General features: G+C 42.4%; 12 protein-coding genes and 1 pseudogene. 2 read left to right on the forward strand and 11 right to left on the reverse strand.

Annotated features, from left to right (window positions below):
• Positions 1 to 252: 252 nt before the first annotated feature.
• Positions 253 to 1,938, forward strand: a complete 1,686-nt coding sequence (locus F0226_RS18930; protein ID WP_171737098.1) for a methyl-accepting chemotaxis protein — start codon at positions 253 to 255, stop codon at positions 1,936 to 1,938.
• 439 nt (positions 1,939 to 2,377) lie between these two features.
• On the opposite strand, the pseudogene F0226_RS22615 reads toward F0226_RS18930, so the two are convergent.
• The 4 genes and pseudogenes from F0226_RS22615 to nirB all read right to left on the reverse strand — a co-directional run.
• Positions 2,378 to 4,276 (reverse strand): annotated as a pseudogene (locus F0226_RS22615) (bifunctional protein-serine/threonine kinase/phosphatase); the annotation flags it as partial.
• 331 nt (positions 4,277 to 4,607) lie between these two features.
• The gene (locus tag F0226_RS18940) at positions 4,608 to 6,077 is read right to left on the reverse strand and encodes a NarK family nitrate/nitrite MFS transporter (RefSeq protein ID WP_171737100.1); all 1,470 of its coding nucleotides are present in this window, start codon (positions 6,075 to 6,077) and stop codon (positions 4,608 to 4,610) included.
• Positions 6,078 to 6,273: 196 nt separating this feature from the next.
• Positions 6,274 to 6,609 carry a nitrite reductase small subunit NirD gene (nirD, locus tag F0226_RS18945; protein ID WP_137373841.1) on the reverse strand — a complete coding sequence of 112 codons (336 nt, stop codon included), beginning with the start codon at positions 6,607 to 6,609 and terminating at the stop codon, positions 6,274 to 6,276.
• 136 nt (positions 6,610 to 6,745) lie between these two features.
• Entirely contained in the window at positions 6,746 to 9,382 is a 2,637-nt protein-coding gene (gene nirB, locus F0226_RS18950; protein ID WP_171737101.1) for a nitrite reductase large subunit NirB, read from the reverse strand.
• A gap of 467 nt (positions 9,383 to 9,849) precedes the next feature.
• On the opposite strand from nirB, the gene F0226_RS18955 reads away from it, so the two are divergent.
• Entirely contained in the window at positions 9,850 to 12,495 is a 2,646-nt protein-coding gene (locus F0226_RS18955) for a nitrate reductase (RefSeq protein WP_171737102.1), read from the forward strand.
• 102 nt (positions 12,496 to 12,597) lie between these two features.
• On the opposite strand, the gene F0226_RS18960 is transcribed toward F0226_RS18955, so the two are convergent.
• The 7 genes from F0226_RS18960 to F0226_RS18990 form a co-directional block, all read right to left on the reverse strand.
• Positions 12,598 to 13,599, reverse strand: a complete 1,002-nt coding sequence (locus tag F0226_RS18960; RefSeq protein WP_171737103.1) for a substrate-binding domain-containing protein — start codon at positions 13,597 to 13,599, stop codon at positions 12,598 to 12,600.
• 223 nt (positions 13,600 to 13,822) lie between these two features.
• Positions 13,823 to 14,746: a ribokinase gene (gene rbsK, locus F0226_RS18965; protein ID WP_171737104.1), complete on the reverse strand. Its 924-nt coding sequence runs from the start codon at positions 14,744 to 14,746 to the stop codon at positions 13,823 to 13,825.
• A gap of 188 nt (positions 14,747 to 14,934) precedes the next feature.
• The gene (rbsB, locus tag F0226_RS18970) at positions 14,935 to 15,813 is read right to left on the reverse strand and encodes a ribose ABC transporter substrate-binding protein RbsB (RefSeq protein WP_171737105.1); all 879 of its coding nucleotides are present in this window, start codon (positions 15,811 to 15,813) and stop codon (positions 14,935 to 14,937) included.
• 195 nt (positions 15,814 to 16,008) lie between these two features.
• Positions 16,009 to 17,001 (reverse strand): ribose ABC transporter permease, encoded by a 993-nt coding sequence (rbsC, locus tag F0226_RS18975; RefSeq protein ID WP_171737106.1) that lies wholly within the window; start codon positions 16,999 to 17,001, stop codon positions 16,009 to 16,011.
• Complete coding sequence (gene rbsA / locus F0226_RS18980; protein WP_171737107.1) at positions 16,998 to 18,503, reverse strand: ribose ABC transporter ATP-binding protein RbsA; 1,506 nt, start codon at positions 18,501 to 18,503, stop codon at positions 16,998 to 17,000. The genes rbsC and rbsA overlap by 4 nt, the downstream gene beginning before the upstream one ends.
• Positions 18,504 to 18,570: 67 nt before the next feature.
• Positions 18,571 to 18,990 carry a D-ribose pyranase gene (gene rbsD / locus F0226_RS18985; protein ID WP_171737108.1) on the reverse strand — a complete coding sequence of 140 codons (420 nt, stop codon included), beginning with the start codon at positions 18,988 to 18,990 and terminating at the stop codon, positions 18,571 to 18,573.
• 381 nt (positions 18,991 to 19,371) lie between these two features.
• The gene (locus F0226_RS18990) at positions 19,372 to 20,406 is read right to left on the reverse strand and encodes an endonuclease/exonuclease/phosphatase family protein (protein WP_171737109.1); all 1,035 of its coding nucleotides are present in this window, start codon (positions 20,404 to 20,406) and stop codon (positions 19,372 to 19,374) included.
• Positions 20,407 to 20,428 lie beyond the last annotated feature (22 nt).

Here is a 20,428-nt window from a genome sequence, read left to right on the forward strand (position 1 = left end):
AGATGTGTATAAGAGACAGGTGTGAGATAGAGATGTTCTAAGCTTAAAGGTGCATATGTCACATATTTTTGCTTTAAGTTCCCCGTTTTATGAACACTAATTCCGTTTATTTGGTGAACATCAAGTTTCATTTGAAATTGATATCTAGAATGAACTAATAATAAAGTTTAGTAATGGCTATAATTTATTTACAGGCTAATATACTGCTGCGTCACTAGTATTAATCATACCTATTATAATAATTGAGGATGTATGAATCGTTTATCAATGAAATTGAAATTTTTACTCGCGTCACTTGTGCCCATGGTTCTCGTGATAACTGTTGCTATGTCTATTGTTATTAACCTTCAATTGAAATCAGTTGAAGCAGAAGTCAGCCACTACCAAGAGACGTTGACAAAGGAAAGACAAAACAACATTAAAGATGCGGCAACGGTTGCTCAAGCTGTGATTGAAGATGTCGTGAGCCGTTTAGGTACAGATGAAGAAGCAAAGGTGGCAGCCAGACATGCTCTGAAAAATGCTCGTTTTTCTGATGGTGGTAGCGGTTACTTTTTCATGTTTGATGGTGAAGGTACTTATATAGTTCACAGCTTGAAGCCAAAAGCAGAGGGAACTTCAGGGCTTGGTCTTGTTGATCCTAATGGCGTTCGGATCACCCAAGGTTTGCAAGCAAAAGCAAAACAAGGGGGTGGCTTCATTGAATATGTATATGACAAGCCTGGGGCAAGTTCTCCACAACCTAAAATTGCCTATTCTGCTCCGATCTCTGGTAGCTCATGGTTTTTAGGTACAGGTCTATATACAGATGACATTATTCGAGCCACAGAAGAATATCGTCATACTGCGAATGAGCGAATGCACACACAAATGCAATTTGTCTTATTTAGCTCAATTGCCATTCTTCTGATCGTTGTGGCTGTTATGACATTCGTAGCGAATAAAGTGACGGCTCCAATTCGGGAAATGTTGTCTACCTTTGAAGACATTGCCAGTGGTGAAGGAGACTTAACTCACCGTATTAATGCACAAGGTGAGGATGAGATAGCTCAACTGGGTAAAGCTTTTGATAAGTTCATCAGCAAATTGCACGGTATTATGTCACAAGTGACAGAGTCAACGGGGCATGTGACTCAAGCTGCTAATACCATTAATAAGCAAACCGAAAACCTTAAGGTACAGCTCGAAACGCATAACCACGAAACCGAGCAAGTAGTAACGGCAGTAACGGAAATGAGTTCTACTGCACATGAAGTCGCACAAAGTGCGAACCAGGTTTCTACCGCGACAAATGACGCCAATAAAGATGCTCAACAAGCTCAAGAGCGAGTGACCATCTCCATTAGTTCGATTACCTCTTTAGAAGGTAATATTGAGAAGACAAGCTCACACATGGGTTCTTTGCATGATCAGTCTAAAAAAATTGATGGTGTTCTTAAAGTCATTGGTGACATTGCTGAACAAACGAACTTGCTGGCTTTAAATGCAGCCATTGAAGCGGCACGAGCGGGTGAACAAGGGCGTGGTTTTGCTGTTGTTGCTGATGAAGTCCGTAGCTTAGCAAGCCGTACCCAAGGCAGTACTCACGAAATAAAAACTATGTTGGATGAGCTACACCAGCTTGTAGAGCAAGCCGTTCAATCCATGAGTGAAAGCCAAACAACCTGCGGGAAAGTAGTAAGTTCTTCTTCTGATATTACTGCTGGCTTAGATGCTGTAGGTTCAGCTGTTGAGTCAATCAATAATATGACGGATCACATTGCTACGGCAGCCACCGAGCAAAGCTCTGTAACGGAAGAAATTAACCGTAATCTTGTGGCAATCCGTGACATTGTTTCTGCTTTACTTGAAGCAAGCCATGATTCAAGCAATGTTGTGGATGAGCTATCGGCAGCAGGTTTGAACTTACAAAGTTTGGTTGACCAATTTAAGTTATAAGCGACTAAATCTAGGTCTTGTATGTCTTAGGTTTAGGCTTGGTATTAGTAAAGTTTATCGCTAAGAAAGATTAGAGCTGATAAATACTGAGCTTTGATGAAGTACGAAAACCTGTTTGGATAAATTAAGCCTCTGATCATGAAAAGTGATCAGAGGCTTTTTATTTGAAGGCGACTAGTTAACGATCATTTGCCATTTGCCATTTGCCATTTGCCATTTGCCTAAGGCTATTTTGTGAAACCGGCATACACAGTTGCACAGGTTATTGTAATAACAGCAAAAACTCTGCGATGGCGACAAAGCCTAGTAACAAAGCAAGCAGTTTCCAAAACTGCAGTGGCTGGCGGTTGATGAACGGGCTATTTTTTTGTTTTTCAACCAGTGACGAGTTGGGTGAATAGATATCTTCAACAAACTCGCTCAATACTTGATATCGAGAGTTTGGGCTTGGGTGGCAAGCCTTTTTTAAGGTTAAGTCTAACCAAGCTGGAAGATGAGAATGTTTGTCTACAAAGGAGATATAGTGCCATTCTTGATGGCGAGCTTTCGCGAGAGATTGAGTGTCCATTTCTTTGTATGGTAACTCTCCAGTTAGCATTTCATAACAAATGACGCCTACCGAAAACAAATCTGACTGAATGCTCGCTTCACCAGAGTTTAGGTATTCTGGTGCAATGTAGTTAGCCGCGCCTAGTGGGGCTTGCTTTGAATGCTGTCCGCTCGCTGTATCTTTAGGCTCTAATTCTTGAAGGCTTTTGACTAATACAGCCCCTAAGTCGATAAGTTTTATCTCACCGCTTGGTAACAACATGATGTTTTCAGGCTTTAAATCACGGTGAACCATATCAGCACGCTGTAAGACACGCACAGCGCTAATTACATCACGAATTATTCTTCTTATCTCATCAAGCTTGTCGGTTGAGCGAACAATTGATTGGTTATCAAACATCCATTGTCTTAGCGTGATGCCCTGAATGGGTTCACACAATTGGTACAGAAATTTAGAGTGTGGCGGGCATGGGTACACTTTCATTATTTTTTTGTTATCTAATTGAGTCCCTGCCCATTGCTCATTACAAAAGCCAGTGATCGTATCTTGATCTTCGCTATAGTGGAGAGAAGGTGCTTTGAAAATGTATTCTTTTTGAGTATCAATTTCAGTGACTTGATAGACATGGCTACGCGCACCCGCGTGGATTACTTTTGTTACCTTAAATCCATCAATGGTGTTACCAACTTTTAATGCTGGTGGAATAACACGGCTGCGTATATTAGCTTGAAATTCAAGATGTGAAGGTTTGGGTAAATGCGTCACTTCCACTAATAAGCTTGTAATGTTGTCTTTGCTATTATGTGAGAGGGCTTTATGGCATAGAGAGTGAGTCGTAGTTTCAAAGTGGTCAGCATTCAGTGTATTACGTTGTTCAATGCTTGCTTGAGAACTTGATGTATCTAGGTTTTGTGTTTCTTTAAGAGTACCACTAGCTTCTTGATTACCTTCCCCAAATGGGTGCTTCATTTTATCCAATTCTGCAAGAATCTCTGCTTCTGATAAATAATCATGAACGCCATCTGTCGTAAGTAGAAAGATATCGCCTTGCTGTAATGGAATAGCTTGATAATCAATATCGAGCTTATTGTCCATACCCAATGCACGAGTGAGAAAATGATTATCGCCAAAGCTTTTTCGTTGGTGATCTCTTGTGAGCAGGGTGAGTGGGTTACTTTGTTTTTGGAGTGTATTGCTTTGATTGTTAAGTGGATTACTTTGCTTGTGGAATGGACTGCTCTGCTTTTGGTGTAGCTTATTCCGCTTTTTTTCGCTATCTCGTTGTTGGTCACCCGCTGATTGATTGGCTGTCTGGTTGTGTTCGAGAGGAGAACGATAGCGATAGATTCGGCTGTCACCCACATGAAATATATGAGCTGTATTGGATTTGAATATCACAGCACTGAATGTCGTGACTAAGCTGTTGTGCGATAGGTTTTGTTTTTCACTTGAACTGAAAAGCCAAGAGTTGAGCGCGGTAAGCACCTTTTGAGCGGATTTTTTGACTGTCCAACTATTGGGTGTTGCGTAGTAATCCGTGACAAACTGCATCACACTTGTGTGGCTTGCCTGTTGACCGTGAGAACTGCAACTGACTCCGTCAGCAATACAGGCGATGCTGCCTTTTAGTTCACGTTCAGCCGTTAGTTTAGGGTGCTTCACAATGAGAGCGTCTTGGTTTTCATCCCTTCTTCCTTGTAAAGAACACCCACCATATCGTAATTCTAATTGATTACTGTTCTGGCTGATGGCTATATCTTGTTCAGGATTTTTAAAAGCTTGATCCATGTATTCCCTTTCCTTGGTTAACTCTTCCCTTTGTTGAAGAGCAGAAGCAAGAACAAAAGCTCAGACTGAATAGTTAAAATAATGAGGTTGAATACAACCTTATTCAATACATAGTCCAGTCGAGCTTTTGAACGGCAATCGATATTCATTCATCAATAACACTTCGATGCTTTTAATGAGTGAAATACGATAGCCCCCGATTCATTGTCTTTATTACGTGAGTATTGACGTGCTAAGCACTAAGCACTAAGCACTAAATATTAAGTACAAGTACAAGTACAAGTACAAGCACAAGTACAAGTACGTCTAATTTCTCACCTATTAGCTCAAATTAATGAGAGACATCAATCAATGTTACGCTGCCGTCATCATTTACTTCCGCAATTTTCCCATTCGGTTCTTCCATAAACATTAAGGTTGCGAAGCCAAGTACAGCCGTACCTGCAATCACTAAGAAAAACGTTTGGTATGAAACAAAAGAGAGGACCGTTAGGTAAACCACAGCTCCCACGTTACCGTAAGCGCCTGTCATACCCGCAATTTGACCAGTCATACGACGTTTAATTAAAGGTACTGTAGCAAACACCGCACCTTCACCAGCTTGAACGAAGAATGAACAACCCATAGCGGTAGCCACTGCTAACCATAATGGCCAATCACTGCCCACTTGTCCCATAAGAAAGTAACCAACAGCCAAACCAGCCGTAAGGATTAAGAGTGTTGGTTTACGACCGAATCGATCTGAAATCCAACCGCCACCAGGTCTAGACATTAAGTTCATAAATGCATAGGCAGAAGCCACCATACCCGCCATGACTGGCGTTAATTCAAATGTTTCTGAGAAGAACAGTGGCAGCATTGAAATAACAGCAAGTTCAGAACCAAAAGTGGCAAAGTACAGTACATTTAATACAGCAACTTGCTTGAATTTGTACTGATGCATTTCAGGCACTTCTTCTTTAAATACCTTCTTGTTGACCTTCCATACTTGTGATGCTTCATAAGCATAAAGGGCAATAAGTGATGCATAAACAGCATTCACCATCACCTCAGTGATCATGTTGATACCTGAGGGGGAAAGTTTCCAAGCCAGTAACGCTAAAGCGGCATACATTGGGATTTTCATTATCAATAGGAAGAAGAAATCACCCTTTGATGTCACTTCCATTGCAGTCACTTGACTAGGTTTAAAGTAAGTCGCGCCTTTTGGAGTATCAGTAACATTTTTATAGAAGATAAAAGAGAAAACTAAGCTCATTACCCCAGTAATACCAATGGCATAGCGCCAACCTTCTTCACCACCAAACATCAATGCAAGAGTGGGTAGAGTAAACGCTGCTACTGCTGAACCAAAGTTACCCCAACCTCCATAAATACCTTCGGCAGTGCCCAATTCATTGTGTGGGAACCATTCAGAAACCAAACGAATGCCTACAACAAAGCCTGCACCAATGAAACCAAGTAGGAAGCGGGCAACTGCGGCTTGAATGAAGGAGTCTGCAAACGCGAACATAAAACAAGGAATAGAACAGACTGCGAGCAGGGTAGAATACACAATCCTCGGTCCGTATTTATCGGTGAGCATACCCACCACGACTCGCGCAGGAATGGTCAGTGCGACATTCAAAATAAGCAACGTTTTAATTTGTTCTGTACTTAAGCCTAAAGTGGTTTTAACCATTTGCAAAAGTGGGGCAAAGTTAAACCAAACAACAAACGTGATAAAAAATGCCATCCAACTGAGGTGTAAAACTTTCATCTTCCCAGTAAATGACAGCAGCGAAAATTTTGTGTTATCCATGTAATAAATCCTTTATATATGGAGTGAAAGTGGCTTTTATTTATCGGGTAATGTTTACCATTAACCTATTATTTCCAATAAAAGCACTTTCATTTAAACAATCGTTATTAAGCGAATTTTGCGTTAAAAAGAACGCGAATAAATTTGAATTCGGTATTTAAAATTGTGCTTATCAACGTCTAATCGACAGAGCTATTTAAGCCGCAGGTGATAACACTTGTACCTGCTTTCCCTGTCTTCGAATTTCAAATTTATGCAGTTGGTGGCTTGGTTCTTCCAAACACTCTCCCGTTTCTAAATGAAAGTGTTGCTTATATAAAGGCGATGCGACATAGGGTTCACCGCTGAGCGAACCGATAATACCACGCGACATGACATTGGCTTTACCAATAGGGTCGTAATTGGATAAAGCATAGAGTTTGTCGTTGCGCTTACAATAAAATATAGCAACTTGGTTGTCTTCTACCTTGGCGCAAATCCCAGCATTTGGAGTTAAATCATCTGCGCTACAGACTGTTAGCCAATTTCCCATGGCGTTCTCCTTGTCTCATTAGTTAAAAGTTGTTCATTTCGAAGTGTCACTTTCAAGCATTAACGGCTATGTAATTTTTGAGCTTTAACCGCTATGTTATTTTTGAGCATTAACCGCTAATAGGTTAAACCCCGTGTTATGACACTTCAGTAATTTCAATTCGTTGATCTTTGGTTTTCTCAGTTATATTTTTTGAAGCTTTATCTTTTGAAGAACTATCGCTTGAAGCCCCATTATTTGAAGAGCCTGAAAGTGGAGTAGGGAAGCGCTGCTCTCTTTCTGTGATAAAAGTGACGTTCTCATCCATGTCTTCACTATTGATGAAATGTTGGAATCGCTTCATTTTTTCAGGGTTTTCAATGGTGGTTTTCCATTCACATTGGTATTTAGAAATATTCAGTTCGATATCGGCTTCTAATTCCGCAGCAACACCAAGCTTGTCTTCAATAACCACCTGTTTTAGATAATCCATACCGCCTTCTAAATTCTCCATCCATACCGAAGTACGCTGTAAGCGATCAGCCGTGCGTGTGTAGAACATTAGGACTCGGTCAATGTATTTAAGAAGAGTGGTTTCATCTAAATCAGTAGCAAAAAGATCACCATGGCGTGGGCGCATGCCGCCATTACCACAAATGTATAAGTTCCAGCCTTTATCGGTGGCGATAATTCCAAAGTCTTTAGACTGAGCTTCGGCACATTCACGGGTACAGCCAGATACGGCAAATTTGATTTTGTGAGGGGAACGCAGCCCTTTGTATCTATTTTCAAGCCTGATAGCTAAGCCAACACTGTCGTCCACACCATATCGGCACCAAGTGCTGCCCACGCATGATTTAACGGTACGAACGGATTTTCCGTAGGCATGACCCGTTTCAAAACCAGCATCGATGAGAGTTTTCCAAATGACAGGCAACTCGTTGAGTTGAGCGCCAAATAAATCAACTCGTTGACCACCCGTTATCTTGGTATACAAATCAAATTTCTTTGCCACTTCACCTAACACGATGAGTTTATCTGGTGTGATTTCACCGCCTGCAATACGAGGGACGACAGAGTAGGTGCCGTCTTTTTGCATATTGCCTAGGTAGATATCATTGGTGTCTTGAAGCTCTAAATGTTGATCTTCAAGAATGTAATCATTCCAGTAGGATGCGAGGATTGAGCCAATGGCTGGCTTACACACGGTACAACCTAGACCTTGTCCGTGAGAGTCCAATATTTCATCGAATGATTTGATTTTATTGACACGAATAATGTCGGTAAGCTCTTGGCGAGAGTAAGCAAAGTGCTCACAAATATCGTTACAGACTTCTACGCCTAAATTGCTTAACTCGCTATCTAAGACTTGCTTAGCTAAGGCGGAACAACCACCACAACCGGTTGAAGCATTCGTCGATTCTTTCAGCGCAGCCATCGTAGTGCAACCTGCAGAAACCGCTTGTTTAATATCGCCTTTGGTGACATCAAAACATGAACAAATGACCGCCGTGTCTGGCAGGGCTTCTACGCCCATTGCTGATCCTGAATCGTCAGCAACATTGGGTAAAATTAATACGGCTGGGTTTTCAGGAAGGGGCATATCATTTTGTTTGGTTTGCAGCAAAGTGCCGTAAGCTTCAGCATCACCAACCAGTACAGCACCGACAATTTTCTTACCATCGGCAGAAATGATTAAACGCTTATACACTTGCTCTATTTCATCATTGTAAGTGTAAGACTGCGCGCCTTCTGTTCGCCCGTGGACTTCCCCGATACTGGCAACATCTACACCTAGCAGTTTGAGTTTGGTGCTCATATCTGCGCCAGTAAAGCTCGATTCAGTTTCTCCTTGAGTCGCTATATGTGATGCCGCCACTTTTGCCATGGAATAGCCGGGTGCCACCAAACCAAAAATTTTGTTGTCCCAAAGTGCACATTCACCAACCGCATAAACATTATCGATATTGGTTTGGCAATGGTTATTAATCACAATCCCGCCACGTTCACCAATAGTGATGTTTGAGCCGCGAGCAAGGGAGTCTTGAGGGCGAATACCAGCAGAAAAGACGATCATATCGGTTTCAAGATGAGTACCGTCAGCAAAGTTCATTCGGTAGCGAGCAGTGTCACCGGCTACAATTTCTGATGTCGCTTTTTCGGTATGAACTTGAACTCCGAGCCCTTCAATTTTTCGGCGTAAAAGTGCGCCGCCACCGTCATCTAATTGAACTGCCATTAAGCGAGGGGCGAATTCCACAACATGCGTTTCTAGCCCTAAGTTCTTAACAGCGTTTGCAGCTTCAAGACCCAACAAGCCACCGCCAATTACCACCCCCGATTTGCTCTGCTTGCTTGATAATTCAATGGCATCCAAATCATCTAATGTACGATAGACATGACAATGTTCTTGGTCATTTCCTGGAATAGGGGGAACAAATGGAAAGGAGCCTGTTGCTAATACCAGTTTGTCATAACTTTCAATATGACCGCTGTCGGTGATGACTTGGTTATTGTCTGTATCAAGTTGAGTGACTTTGCTGTTGAGCAAGTAGTTAATTCCGTTACTTTGGTAATAACTTTCGCTTGCTAGGGCAAGGTCATCGGCACCTTTTCCATCATCAAAGTAAGAAGTGAGCTGCACGCGATCATAAGCTAATCGAGATTCTTCACAGAAAGTGATGATGTCAAATTCATCGGATTTATCTTGAATCAGATTGTCGATAAATTTATGTCCGACCATGCCGTTTCCAACGACAACAATCTTAGTTTTATTTGTAGGCTTCTGGCTCATTGCAAATTCCTTTTTTATCAGCTGGTTCAGATAGGAATGAAAGTAATAAGGAAAAGAGAGCTTTTTCTCTTACTTATCGTTCATTCTGAATTTTGTAGTTATTCATCCTTTGTTTTGGTTGAGCAAGGAGGGTGCCAAAATCTTAAAAATCATAATAATTACAAAATTATTGGTTATTAAACAATTACTTAGTGTGTGTGCGATTTTTGCATCTACCCCTAAAGTGGTAGTTTTTATTTTTAGTTAATTGCTTAAAATGAGCGCTTATGGTGCAAGTTTGCGTAAGTTGGTGCAAATTTAGTGTTATATATCGATTGGTATGAGTTTTATTAATTCATTTTCGGAAGTTATTATTTTATCTATTTGTTTTTATTGACTTAATTTTTAAATCTCGACTGAGGATAAAGCTGGCTTGTAAATTGCTGTAGTGTCTTACATACAATTAAGGATAATTGCGTGAGGGATGAATGACGAGTTCACAACAAGAATGGATAAAATCTACCTGTGCTTATTGCGGTGTCGGTTGTGGCATTGAAGCAAGGCCAACCTCTTCAGGGAAATTAGAAATAAGAGGGGATAAACACCATCCTTCAAATTATGGAAAACTTTGTACCAAAGGGGCGGCATTAGGCAATACAGTGACGCCTATTGGGAGAATGCTACAGCCGACACTTGTAGCCTCTAGGAGTGGAAAGGCTTCAGAGAATGGAAAAGCCGTTGAATGGGATGAAGCCACCCAACTGATTGCAGATAAATTTGCCGAAACAATCAAAGATCATGGTGCAGATTCCGTCGCGTTTTATGTCTCAGGTCAGCTTCTTACTGAAGATTACTATGTCGCAAATAAATTGATGAAAGGCTTCATCGGCAGCGGAAATATCGACAGTAATTCCCGTTTGTGTATGGCATCTAGCGTGGTTGGTCATAAACGTGCTTTTGGCTCCGACACCGTGCCCGTCTGCTATGAAGATCTAGAACAGGCTGAGCTGGTGGTCATTACAGGCTCTAACCTCGCGTGGTGTCATCCTGTTTTATTCCAAAGGTTAAGGGCTGCCAAGCAAGCTAATCCAGACTTAAAAGTCATTGTGATTGATCCTCGGGTGACGGAAACCTGTGATATTGCTGATCAACACCTTGCGATTCAATCCGGTTCAGATGTGGCGCTATTTAATGGTCTTTTTTCGTATCTAGAGGAAAAGGGTTATTTGGATCAAAATTACATTGACCAATTTACCGAAGGTTTTAACGAGGCAATGAAACCTGCGGCTAAACAAGTCGAAACTCGTGAAGGCACAGAGCAAATTACGGGGCTTACTTCACAAGAGCTAGATTCCTTTTACGACGCTTTTTCTCGCACGAACAAAGTCGTCACTATCTATTCTCAAGGTGTGAACCAATCCAGCCAAGGTTGCGATAAAGTCAACGCAATCATCAATTGCCACTTAGCGACCGGTAAGATAGGTAAGCAGGGAATGGGACCTTTCTCAGTCACAGGGCAGCCCAATGCTATGGGAGGAAGAGAGGTTGGCGGCTTAGCGAATACGTTGGCTTCTCACTTTGAATTTGGCGACGCTCAAGCCCATCAATTGATCAGTAACTTTTGGCAAACGGATAATTTAGCCGAGCAAGCAGGGCTGAAGGCGATAGATTTGTTTGATGCGATGCATGAAGGAAAAATCAAAGCGGTATGGATAATGGCAACGAACCCAGTTGTTAGCTTGCCTGATAGCGTGAAAGTGAAAGAAGCGTTAGAAAAATGCCCATTTGTGGTGGTGTCGGATTGTATTGCAGATACCGAAACCACGCGCCTTGCCGATGTTTTATTACCTGCACAAGGTTGGAGTGAAAAGTCGGGCACTGTGACTAATTCTGAGCGTCGAATCTCTCGTCAAAGACGCATTTTACCCAGCCCTGGAGAGGCGAAACCTGATTGGTGGATGATAAGCCAAGTCGCAAAAAAGATGGGCTTTTCTGAACAGTTTGATTATTTACATGAAGGTCAGGTATTCAATGAATATTGCCAAATGACCAGCTTAGATAACCAAGACGGGAAGAATCGAGACCTGTGTTTGATTGGGTTAACTCAGTTAGATGACCAAGGTTATAGCCGATTGACTCCCCAACAGTGGCCAGTAATGGAATTACAAACGGAACTAACCAATCAACGAATGTTTACTGATAATCAGTTTTTCACCGCGTCAGGGAAAGCCCAATTTGTGGCTGTAGAACATCAAACTCCGATTGCTTCTGCATCTCCTGAATATCCATTGCTTATGAATACAGGGCGAATTCGAGATCAATGGCATACAATGTCTCGTACTGGATTAGCGGCGGATCTTGGCGATCATACCCCTGAGCCTTTTGTTGCGGTTCATCCTGAAACTGCGAGTCAATTAGGACTAGTTTCTGATGCTTACGAGCCTTCTAATGATTACAGCCTTGATATTGCCTCAAGGCAACCGTCAATAGTACGCGTGAAAAGCCAGCAAGGTGAATGTCAGGCGAGGCTGGTGGTGACTGACGATGTGCAAAAAGAGCAGGTGTTCATGCCTATCCATTGGAATGGCACTACAGCAAAAAACAGTAAGCCTTGTGATTTAATTCTACCGAATGTAGATAGTGCTTCAGGGCAGCCAGAATTCAAGCACACACCAATAATGTTAGAAGTATGCGGTTATAAAAGCGAAGCGGCATTGATCAGTGAATCCATTTTAGATTGTGATGAATTTGACTACTGGGTAAGGCAGAGAGTTGAAGGTGGTTTCTTATATCGAATCTCTTCGAATAAAAACCCAATGACGCTGGTTATAGATCTTGCGAATAAGCTAGAAACCCTAGCTAGTGATAGCTCAGATGGTACTAAAACACTGCATTTCCATGGTGCAGATGAGCAAGTAGAAAAAGATCTTGGTTTAGCCGTGAATGGAATAAACAGCACTAAAGATAAAAACTTTGGTACTGCTAAGTTAGCTTCAACGGGCGTTCAGCAAGCTTTTGTGGTGAGTGGGCAATTGAGCAAACAGAAAATAGATTGGCTGATTGACTGCTTTAACAAACCCATTGAAGAGGATTTCGAAAGCGAGTTCTTACAACAGCTTGCTTTTAGCGGCTGATGCTTAAGTGAACTGTCTAAGTCCATGAAAGTTTAAAAGGCAACGTATTAAGCGTTGCCTGATTCTTGGAATGTTCTTTTTAGGCGAGCCACTTTAATAGGCTTAAAGTGTTTGTACGCTGTTTCTTTCTACTAATGTTGGTTCAAGCTCGACGACTTGCGGGTAAGCATCAGGGGTTTCAAGTCGGTTGATTAAAGTATCTACCGCCGCTTTCCCTAATCGATGTTTAGGCTGGTGGATCGTGGTTAAAGATGGCGTCATGTATTTAGATAAGTGAATGTCATCATAACCAATAATAGAAAGGTCACTTGGGATGCGCAGACCATCTTGATATGCCGCATTGATCACGCCCATCGCCATCATGTCGTTACATACAAATAGGGCGCTAGGTAATTGACCTTTGCTTTTGAGCTTCTGGTAAGAATCAAACCCACCATCACACATGAAGTTAGACTCAATAATCCATTGGGCATTAAGTTCTAGGTTCGCATCAGCCATGGCTTTTTTATAGCCTTCATAACGCAAAGAAGCTTGATTACGGTGTAAAGGACCGGTGACACAACCAATCTCAGTGTGACCATTATCAATCAAGTACTTGGTTGCCATATACCCGCCTTGGTGCGAATTATCTTGGATCTTATCGCTGGCAAACAGCATTGGTCCCCAATCCATTACCACTACTGGCAGCTCAGGGTAACGTTCAAATACATCTAAATGTTCACCTTCAAGGGTTGAACACATAAGCATAAGCCCATCGACACGCTTTTGCAGTAGGGTATCGATGGATGATTTCATGCGCTCGCTGTCACCTTCCGTATTGCATAAAATCAGGTTATAGCCTTTTTCATAGCAGCGACGTTCTACCCCTTTGACGACTTCACCAAAGAATGGGTTGGTTGAGGTGGTGACCAACATGCCGATAGTATGGGTGCGTTTCATTTTTAAGCTGCGCGCCAACGCTGATGGTGCATAATTCAGTTCTTTGGCGGCGTTATTGACCCGTTCTGCTATTTCATCACTGACGAAGCGAGATTTATTGATCACGTGGCTAACGGTAGAAGTTGATACTTTTGCTAACCTGGCGATGTCTTTCATCGTTGCCATATTAAGTCCTTGTGATGATACTGAATGCGCTCAAACAGAATGTGCCCAATTGAGAAAGTTAAATTTGAGTCGTAGTCGGAAAATAATCTTAAACACAGCACTAAAAATACAGACTATAAACCAGCTAATAGAACTGTGTTGATTAAAGATAACTACGTTTAGATGTTTCCGTAAAACTCATTCTAAAGGAAATACAACAGATTACGTAATATCTTTTATGGGCTTACTGCATTTGCTCTGCAAGAAAAGTGTCGGTTTCTTCTCGGCTAGGAATCGAAGTTTGTGCCCCAAAACGGGTCACTGAAATAGCCGCTGCGGCATGAGCGAATTTGATGGCTTGCTCAATTGGCATGTCTTCTAGTAAACCCGTTACGAATGCACCATTGAACGTATCTCCAGCCGCTGTAGTATCAGTGGCTTCTACACGGAACCCCGGAATAAGTTCACCACGTCCATTTTGGCTTAGCCAAACACCTTTAGCACCTAATGTGATCATCACAATTTCAATGCCTTTCAAATGCAGAGCTTCTGAAGCTTTTTGAGCACTTTGGTCATCTGTGACTGTGATTCCAGTTAGGACTTCCGCTTCCGTTTCATTTGGGGTGATTACATCAATACACGCCAGTAATTCATCAGATAAAGGGCGGGCAGGGGCAGGGTTTAACACAACATTGGTTCTGTTTTCTTTTGCTACCTTGGCGGCATACTCGATGCCTTCAATTGGTGTTTCAAGTTGCGTTAGTAAGTATTTTGCATCACGTATTTTTTGTAAGTGCGGTTCAATGATGTCGCTCGTTAACTTGTCGTTGGCTTCAGCGGATAAGCAAATGCTGTTTTCACCAGAAGCCGAAACTTGGATCATCGCGATGCCTGTTGGGGTTTTATCAGCAATCATGACGCCATCAGTATTGATGCCGTCTTTCGCAAATGCATCTCGAATGTTAATACCAAATGCATCGTCACCAACACAGGAAATAAAGCCAATATCTGCCTTTAAACGAGCTGCAGCAACCGCTTGATTTGCGCCTTTGCCACCAGGAATTACTTGGTAGTTGCCGCCCACTAAAGTTTCACCTGGGCGAGGGAATGAAGGAACTTGCAAAACATGGTCAGCGTTTACGCTACCTAAAACAATCAGTTGAGTCATGATACGAGCCTTATGATATATCGTATTTGAAAATGCATGGCTGTTGCTTATCTCATGAGATATTGGATGAGAAACAGCGATGCACTATCTGAATTTTGAATTTTAAGCTTAGCTCTAATGAGCTTAAAGCTAATGAGCAGGGAGATAGGGGACTCCCTGCTTAATTAGATTTTCAGCGCTAAACAGGATTACTGAGCGATGATTTTTAGAGGAACTGGTACGTAAGCTTCCACTGTTTCGCCTTTCAGCACTTTGTCTGCCATTTCAATGCCAAGTGAACCAATTAGGTCAGGCTGCTGAGCAACAGTTGCAGCTAACTTGCCACGCTTAACAGCAGCAATACCGTCGTCAGTACCATCAAATCCAACAATCATCACATCTTTGCCTGAAGCTTGTACTGCGCGAAGTGCGCCTAGCGCCATTTCATCATTTTGTGCGAAGACTGCTTGAACATCCGGGTTTGCAGCCAATAAGTTTTCCATTACGTTCAGACCTTTAGTACGGTCGAAATCAGCAGGTTGGCTTGCCAATAATTCAAGGTCGCTACCATTTACCGTGTTCATGAAGCCTTCACCACGCTCACGTGCAGCAGAAGTCCCCGCAATGCCTTCAAGTTGAATTACTTTTGCTTTTTCGCCGATTTTTTCCATGATGAAGTGACCAGCCATTTCACCACCGATCACGTTATCAGAAGCAATGTGGCTCACAACATCACCACGGCTTGCACCACGGTCGAGCGTTAGTACTGGAATCTTAGAGCGGTTTGCCATGCGAATGGCATTAGAAACAGCATCTGAATCCGTTGGGTTGATCAGAATGGCTTTCACGCCTCGAATCGTCAAATCTTCGATGTTTGATAGCTCTTTGCTTGGATCATTCTGTGAATCAAGAACGATAAGCTTGTAGCCTAGCTCTTCCGCTTTTGCTTCTGCGCCATCTTTCATCGTTACAAAGAATGGGTTATTAAGAGTGGATAGTACGATAGCCATTGTATCTTGAGCCTGTGCAGACACAGATACAGAAGTTGAAAGTACAGCAGCAGAAATAAGAGTCGCTAATTTTTTCATCGTTATAGTCCTTTGTGTAGGGGGCGAGCTAAGGCCGGCTCAAGTGTTCTAATGGTTAGGCAAATGTTCTAATAGTTAGCCAAATGCTCTAATGTTTAGTCCAATTGCTCTAGCGCCTAGCTCTGATGTCATATTATTAGTAGGTCAATTTTCTAATCGTTATGTGTTTCATTTATTATCTGGTTTAAACAGGTGTTACTTGTTTTTGTTGTCCACTAATACCGCCAGAAGAATAACCACTGCTTTGGCAATCATTTGGTAGTACGAAGATACGTCTAATAGGTTGAGGGCGTTATTTAAGAAGCCGATAATCAAAGCGCCGACTAATGTACCCATAATTCGACCGCGACCACCGGCTAAGCTCGTACCGCCTAATACCACCGCTGCAATTGCGTCAAGTTCATAGCCCATACCGGCTGTTGGTTGCGCCGAAGAAAGACGTGACGCGACGATAATGCCAGCCACTGCTGCCAGCAAACCACAGATTGCATAGACACCGATTTTAACTTTATCGACATCGATACCAGACAGACGTGTCGCCGATTCATTACCACCTAGGGCATAAACATAACGACCAAAGCGAGTGTGGTTAAGTAAGTACCAAACCGCTGCAAACACGACAACCATAATCCAAACTGGAACCGGGATGCCCAAAGCGTAGCCAGTACCAAACCATGCAAACGCATCTGCTGTATCAGTAAAACCTGTCGAGATAGGGCGACCATCGGTATAAACCATGGTAACGCCACGTAGTAGAGTCATAGTCACGAGAGTGGCAATGAAAGCTTGGACTTTGCCTTTCGCAATAATAATCCCGCTGATAGCCCCTAAAGCAGCACCAGCAACCAGCGCAGTTGGGACGGCAATTAATACATGGACTTCCATGGCAATTAAGCTGGCTGCGAATGCACCACAAAGAGCAAGCACCGAACCGACACTTAAATCAATACCGGCTGTTAAAATAACCAGTGTCATACCTACCGCAATAATGGCGTTGATAGAGGTTTGACGTAGGATATTAAGAATATTGTCGACAGTGAAAAAGTTAGGGTTTAAGAAAGAAACGACAACAATTAAAAAGATCAAAGCAATCAATGATTTTTGGTCGATCAGCCATTCTTTGCTGATCAGCGGCTTTTTCTTTGGTGCTTCAGTTTCAGTTGTTTTGCTCATGGTTTTAGTACTCATGCTGCGTCCTTATTAATCTTCTTACCGACAGCACACGCCAGTAGTAATTCTTGGTTTGCGTCTTTAGCGTCAAATTCACCGCTAATTTTGCCTTCATGCATCACCATGATGCGGTCACTCATCCCCAACACTTCCGGCATTTCAGAAGAAACTAAAATGATGCTCATGCCTTCCGCTTTAAATTTATTGATGAGTTGATAAATCTCTTTCTTCGCACCTACATCGACACCGCGCGTTGGCTCATCGAGGATAAGGACTTTAGGTTTAGTCATTAACCCTTTGGCGATCGCCACTTTTTGTTGATTACCGCCAGAAAGATTGCCAATGATTTGTTCGCGAGTCGGGGTTTTGATGTTGAATAACTTGATGAAATCATCCACAGCAATGACTTCATCAGCATGCTGAATTTTTCCATTGGTGGTTAACTGATCCAAAGCGCACAGTGACATGTTGTCTTTAACTGATAGTCCTAAAACCAACCCGTCTCCTTTACGGTCTTCAGAGATATAAGCGATGCCATTGGCAAGGCCGTCTTTCGGAGAAGCAGGGTTAATGGTCTTGTTGTCTAAATTAATGACGCCACGTTCACTTGGCAAAGCCCCATAAATCACTTTCATTAGCTCGGTTCGACCTGCGCCCATAAGACCAGAGACACCTAATATCTCTCCGCGTTTAAGAGTAAAGCTCACGTCGTCTACACCTGAGCCTGTTAGCCCTATTACTTCAAGGCAAGTCTCACCAAATTGCACATCAATTCGAGGGTATTGCTCATCTAATTTACGACCGACCATCATTTCGATCAGACCATCTTCATCCGTGTCTTTTACTTCGCATTGACCAATAAATTTCCCGTCACGAAGCACGGTAATATCATCACAAATTTCAAAGATTTCTTTTAAGCGATGAGAGATGTAAACAATGCCGCAGCCTTCTGCGCGAAGTTCATTGATCACCGTAAACAGCGATTCGGTTTCTGTGTCGGTTAGGGCATCTGTTGGTTCATCCATAATGATGACCTTAGATTGAAATGATAGCGCTTTGGCAATCTCAACCATTTGTTGCTCACCTAGGCTTAATTGACCTAAGGGTGTTTTAGAACTGTGATTTACGTTTAAACGCTTTAGTAATTTATCGGCTTCTTGGTACATCTCATTCCAAAGAATACGGCCCATAGTTCCGGTAATTTCTCGCCCTAGGAAGATGTTTTCAGCAATCGTCAGTTCCGGAATTAAGTTTAATTCTTGATGGATAATGCTGATTCCTGCTTCTTGGGAGTCACGAGGTCCTTTAAAGGCGGCTGGCTGACCTTGATAAGCAATACTGCCCGCATCTAGGTGATAAATACCCGTGAGCACTTTCATTAACGTCGATTTACCAGCGCCGTTTTCACCCATCAACGCCATTACGCGTCCTGGATAAACATTGAGACTCGCTTTGTCCAAGGCTTTCACACCAGGGAAGGCTTTCTCAATAGCGCTAAGTTCTAAAATGGCTTGAGTCATCTTGGTTCCTTACTCGGGGCCAGAATAATTATAATAAAGTTAGAGCGAATTCCGTCAAAGTACGTGGTTAAAAGGTCACGCCAGCTTGAAAAATAACGTTCGCATAAGGTGTACATTCACCGGTTCTGATCACCGCTCGGCTGTCATTAGTGCGTTGCTTGAAAGCTTCATGGCTGATGTAAGTGACAGCAATAGTTTTCCCACAGCGCGCTTCTTCCGATTTTAGTTGTTCGATAAGAACCGCGTGATTTTCTGGGCTTACTGTGACGAATTCTTCAGCAATAATCACACCTTGAATTTGCGATTCATCAAGCATGGTTTGCACAGTTTGTTGAAAACTTGGTACTCCGTGAGTTAATGCTAGATCAATACGTCGTACATGGTTAGGGATAGGTAAACCCGCATCGCAAATAGTGATCTCATCAGTGTGACCAAGTGTCGCCACTAGGTATGAAAGGTCTGAATTAATTAGAGTACTTTTTTTCATTATGCTACCTACTTTAAGAACGCTGTGGGTATGAGTGAAGCTCAAATAAAACCCATCGAAACGTTTCGATAGTGATAATAGTGTTTCATTTATCAATTGCACTTATTGGTTTGGAATTGTGTGATAACGATCATCGAAACGTTTCGATGGGGTGTTTTTTGGTGAGGAAGCTCACGCGATTAACGTCATCAAAACCGTATTTGTAAGGGAAGATCCTTGAAGATGAAGATGAAGATGAAGAAATAGAAGCAGACAGGCAAGAGTGTTGCCTAGTGAATATTTATAAGGGAGTGGGGAGAAGTGACATTCAGTGAAATGCCACTTAAGGACTGAGTCGTGGTTATCGAAAATAGGACTAAGGTTATCAAAGATTGCGTGTGGTTATTCTCGAATACGGACCGTCACCGATACTAAAGCGTGATCGGTACTAAATTGGTCAACCTCAAAGCTTGGGTTAACGATGTGTTTGTCTGTGACGGTGAATTCGTGGACTTCCATTAAGCTGGATGAGTTTTGGCAATCGAACTCATTAGAAAGCAAAATGTAATCTAAAACCGAGCCTGCCGCTCCATAGTAATGCGTCGGCTTTCGGTGTTCTAACAAATCTTCTTGGTGAAGCTGGTGGTAGAGATCCCAACTGTCTCGCAATCGAAAATGAGATAACCAGTTCTTACTGGATTCATCACGATTCAACATATAAGACAGCAGACCTTGGAATTCATCATGGAAAATTGGCTTGTTAAAATCACCCATGACAATAATGGGCTGTTCAGACCGAAGACGTTGCTGAGAAATATACTTGTGCAGCAGGTTACTCTCGACACCTCTTTGCACCGTAGAAAGCCACCTGCCCAGTTGTTCGGTATGTAATTGGTTTAAAGAATCACTACTTGGCTCTTTATTCTTATCAGCATCAGCATCAGCATCAGTATGGGGCTCAGAAGGTCTTTGCGACTTAAAGTGCACCACATAACAATCTGTCGCGCCTAAGTGAGGGAGGTCAATTGTGGCGTGTACAGGCGTGCGATTGAAAGAAAAATCAGGAGCTGCATTGAAACTCTTGAGTAAATCAAGGTTTGGAGTCACTGGCCGAACTTGGATGATTGGGTAGCGTGAAGCAATGGCGACAACAGGGGATGTGTATAAGTAATCACTTTCTACATAAGGTGAATCGACAACCTCGAAATAAGGGTAGCCAAGTATTTGTAAAAGTGACGCTAATGAATCTGGGCTGAACACTTCTTGGAAGCCAATCACATCACTATCGAGTGTTTTTATCGCGTTGGAAAACCAGGTCTGCTTTTGCTGCCACTCGTCTTGACTGTAGATGTTTTCAAAATCGTAGTATGCATTTGGCGGCTCAAGGTAATTGAGCATGTTGATGGTGGTGAAAGTCAGAGTAGAAGGTAATTTCAAGTTAAGCTCAATGTGATGATTT

Source organism: Vibrio sp. 99-70-13A1 (genome assembly GCF_013114625.1).
GTDB lineage: Bacteria > Pseudomonadota > Gammaproteobacteria > Enterobacterales > Vibrionaceae > Vibrio.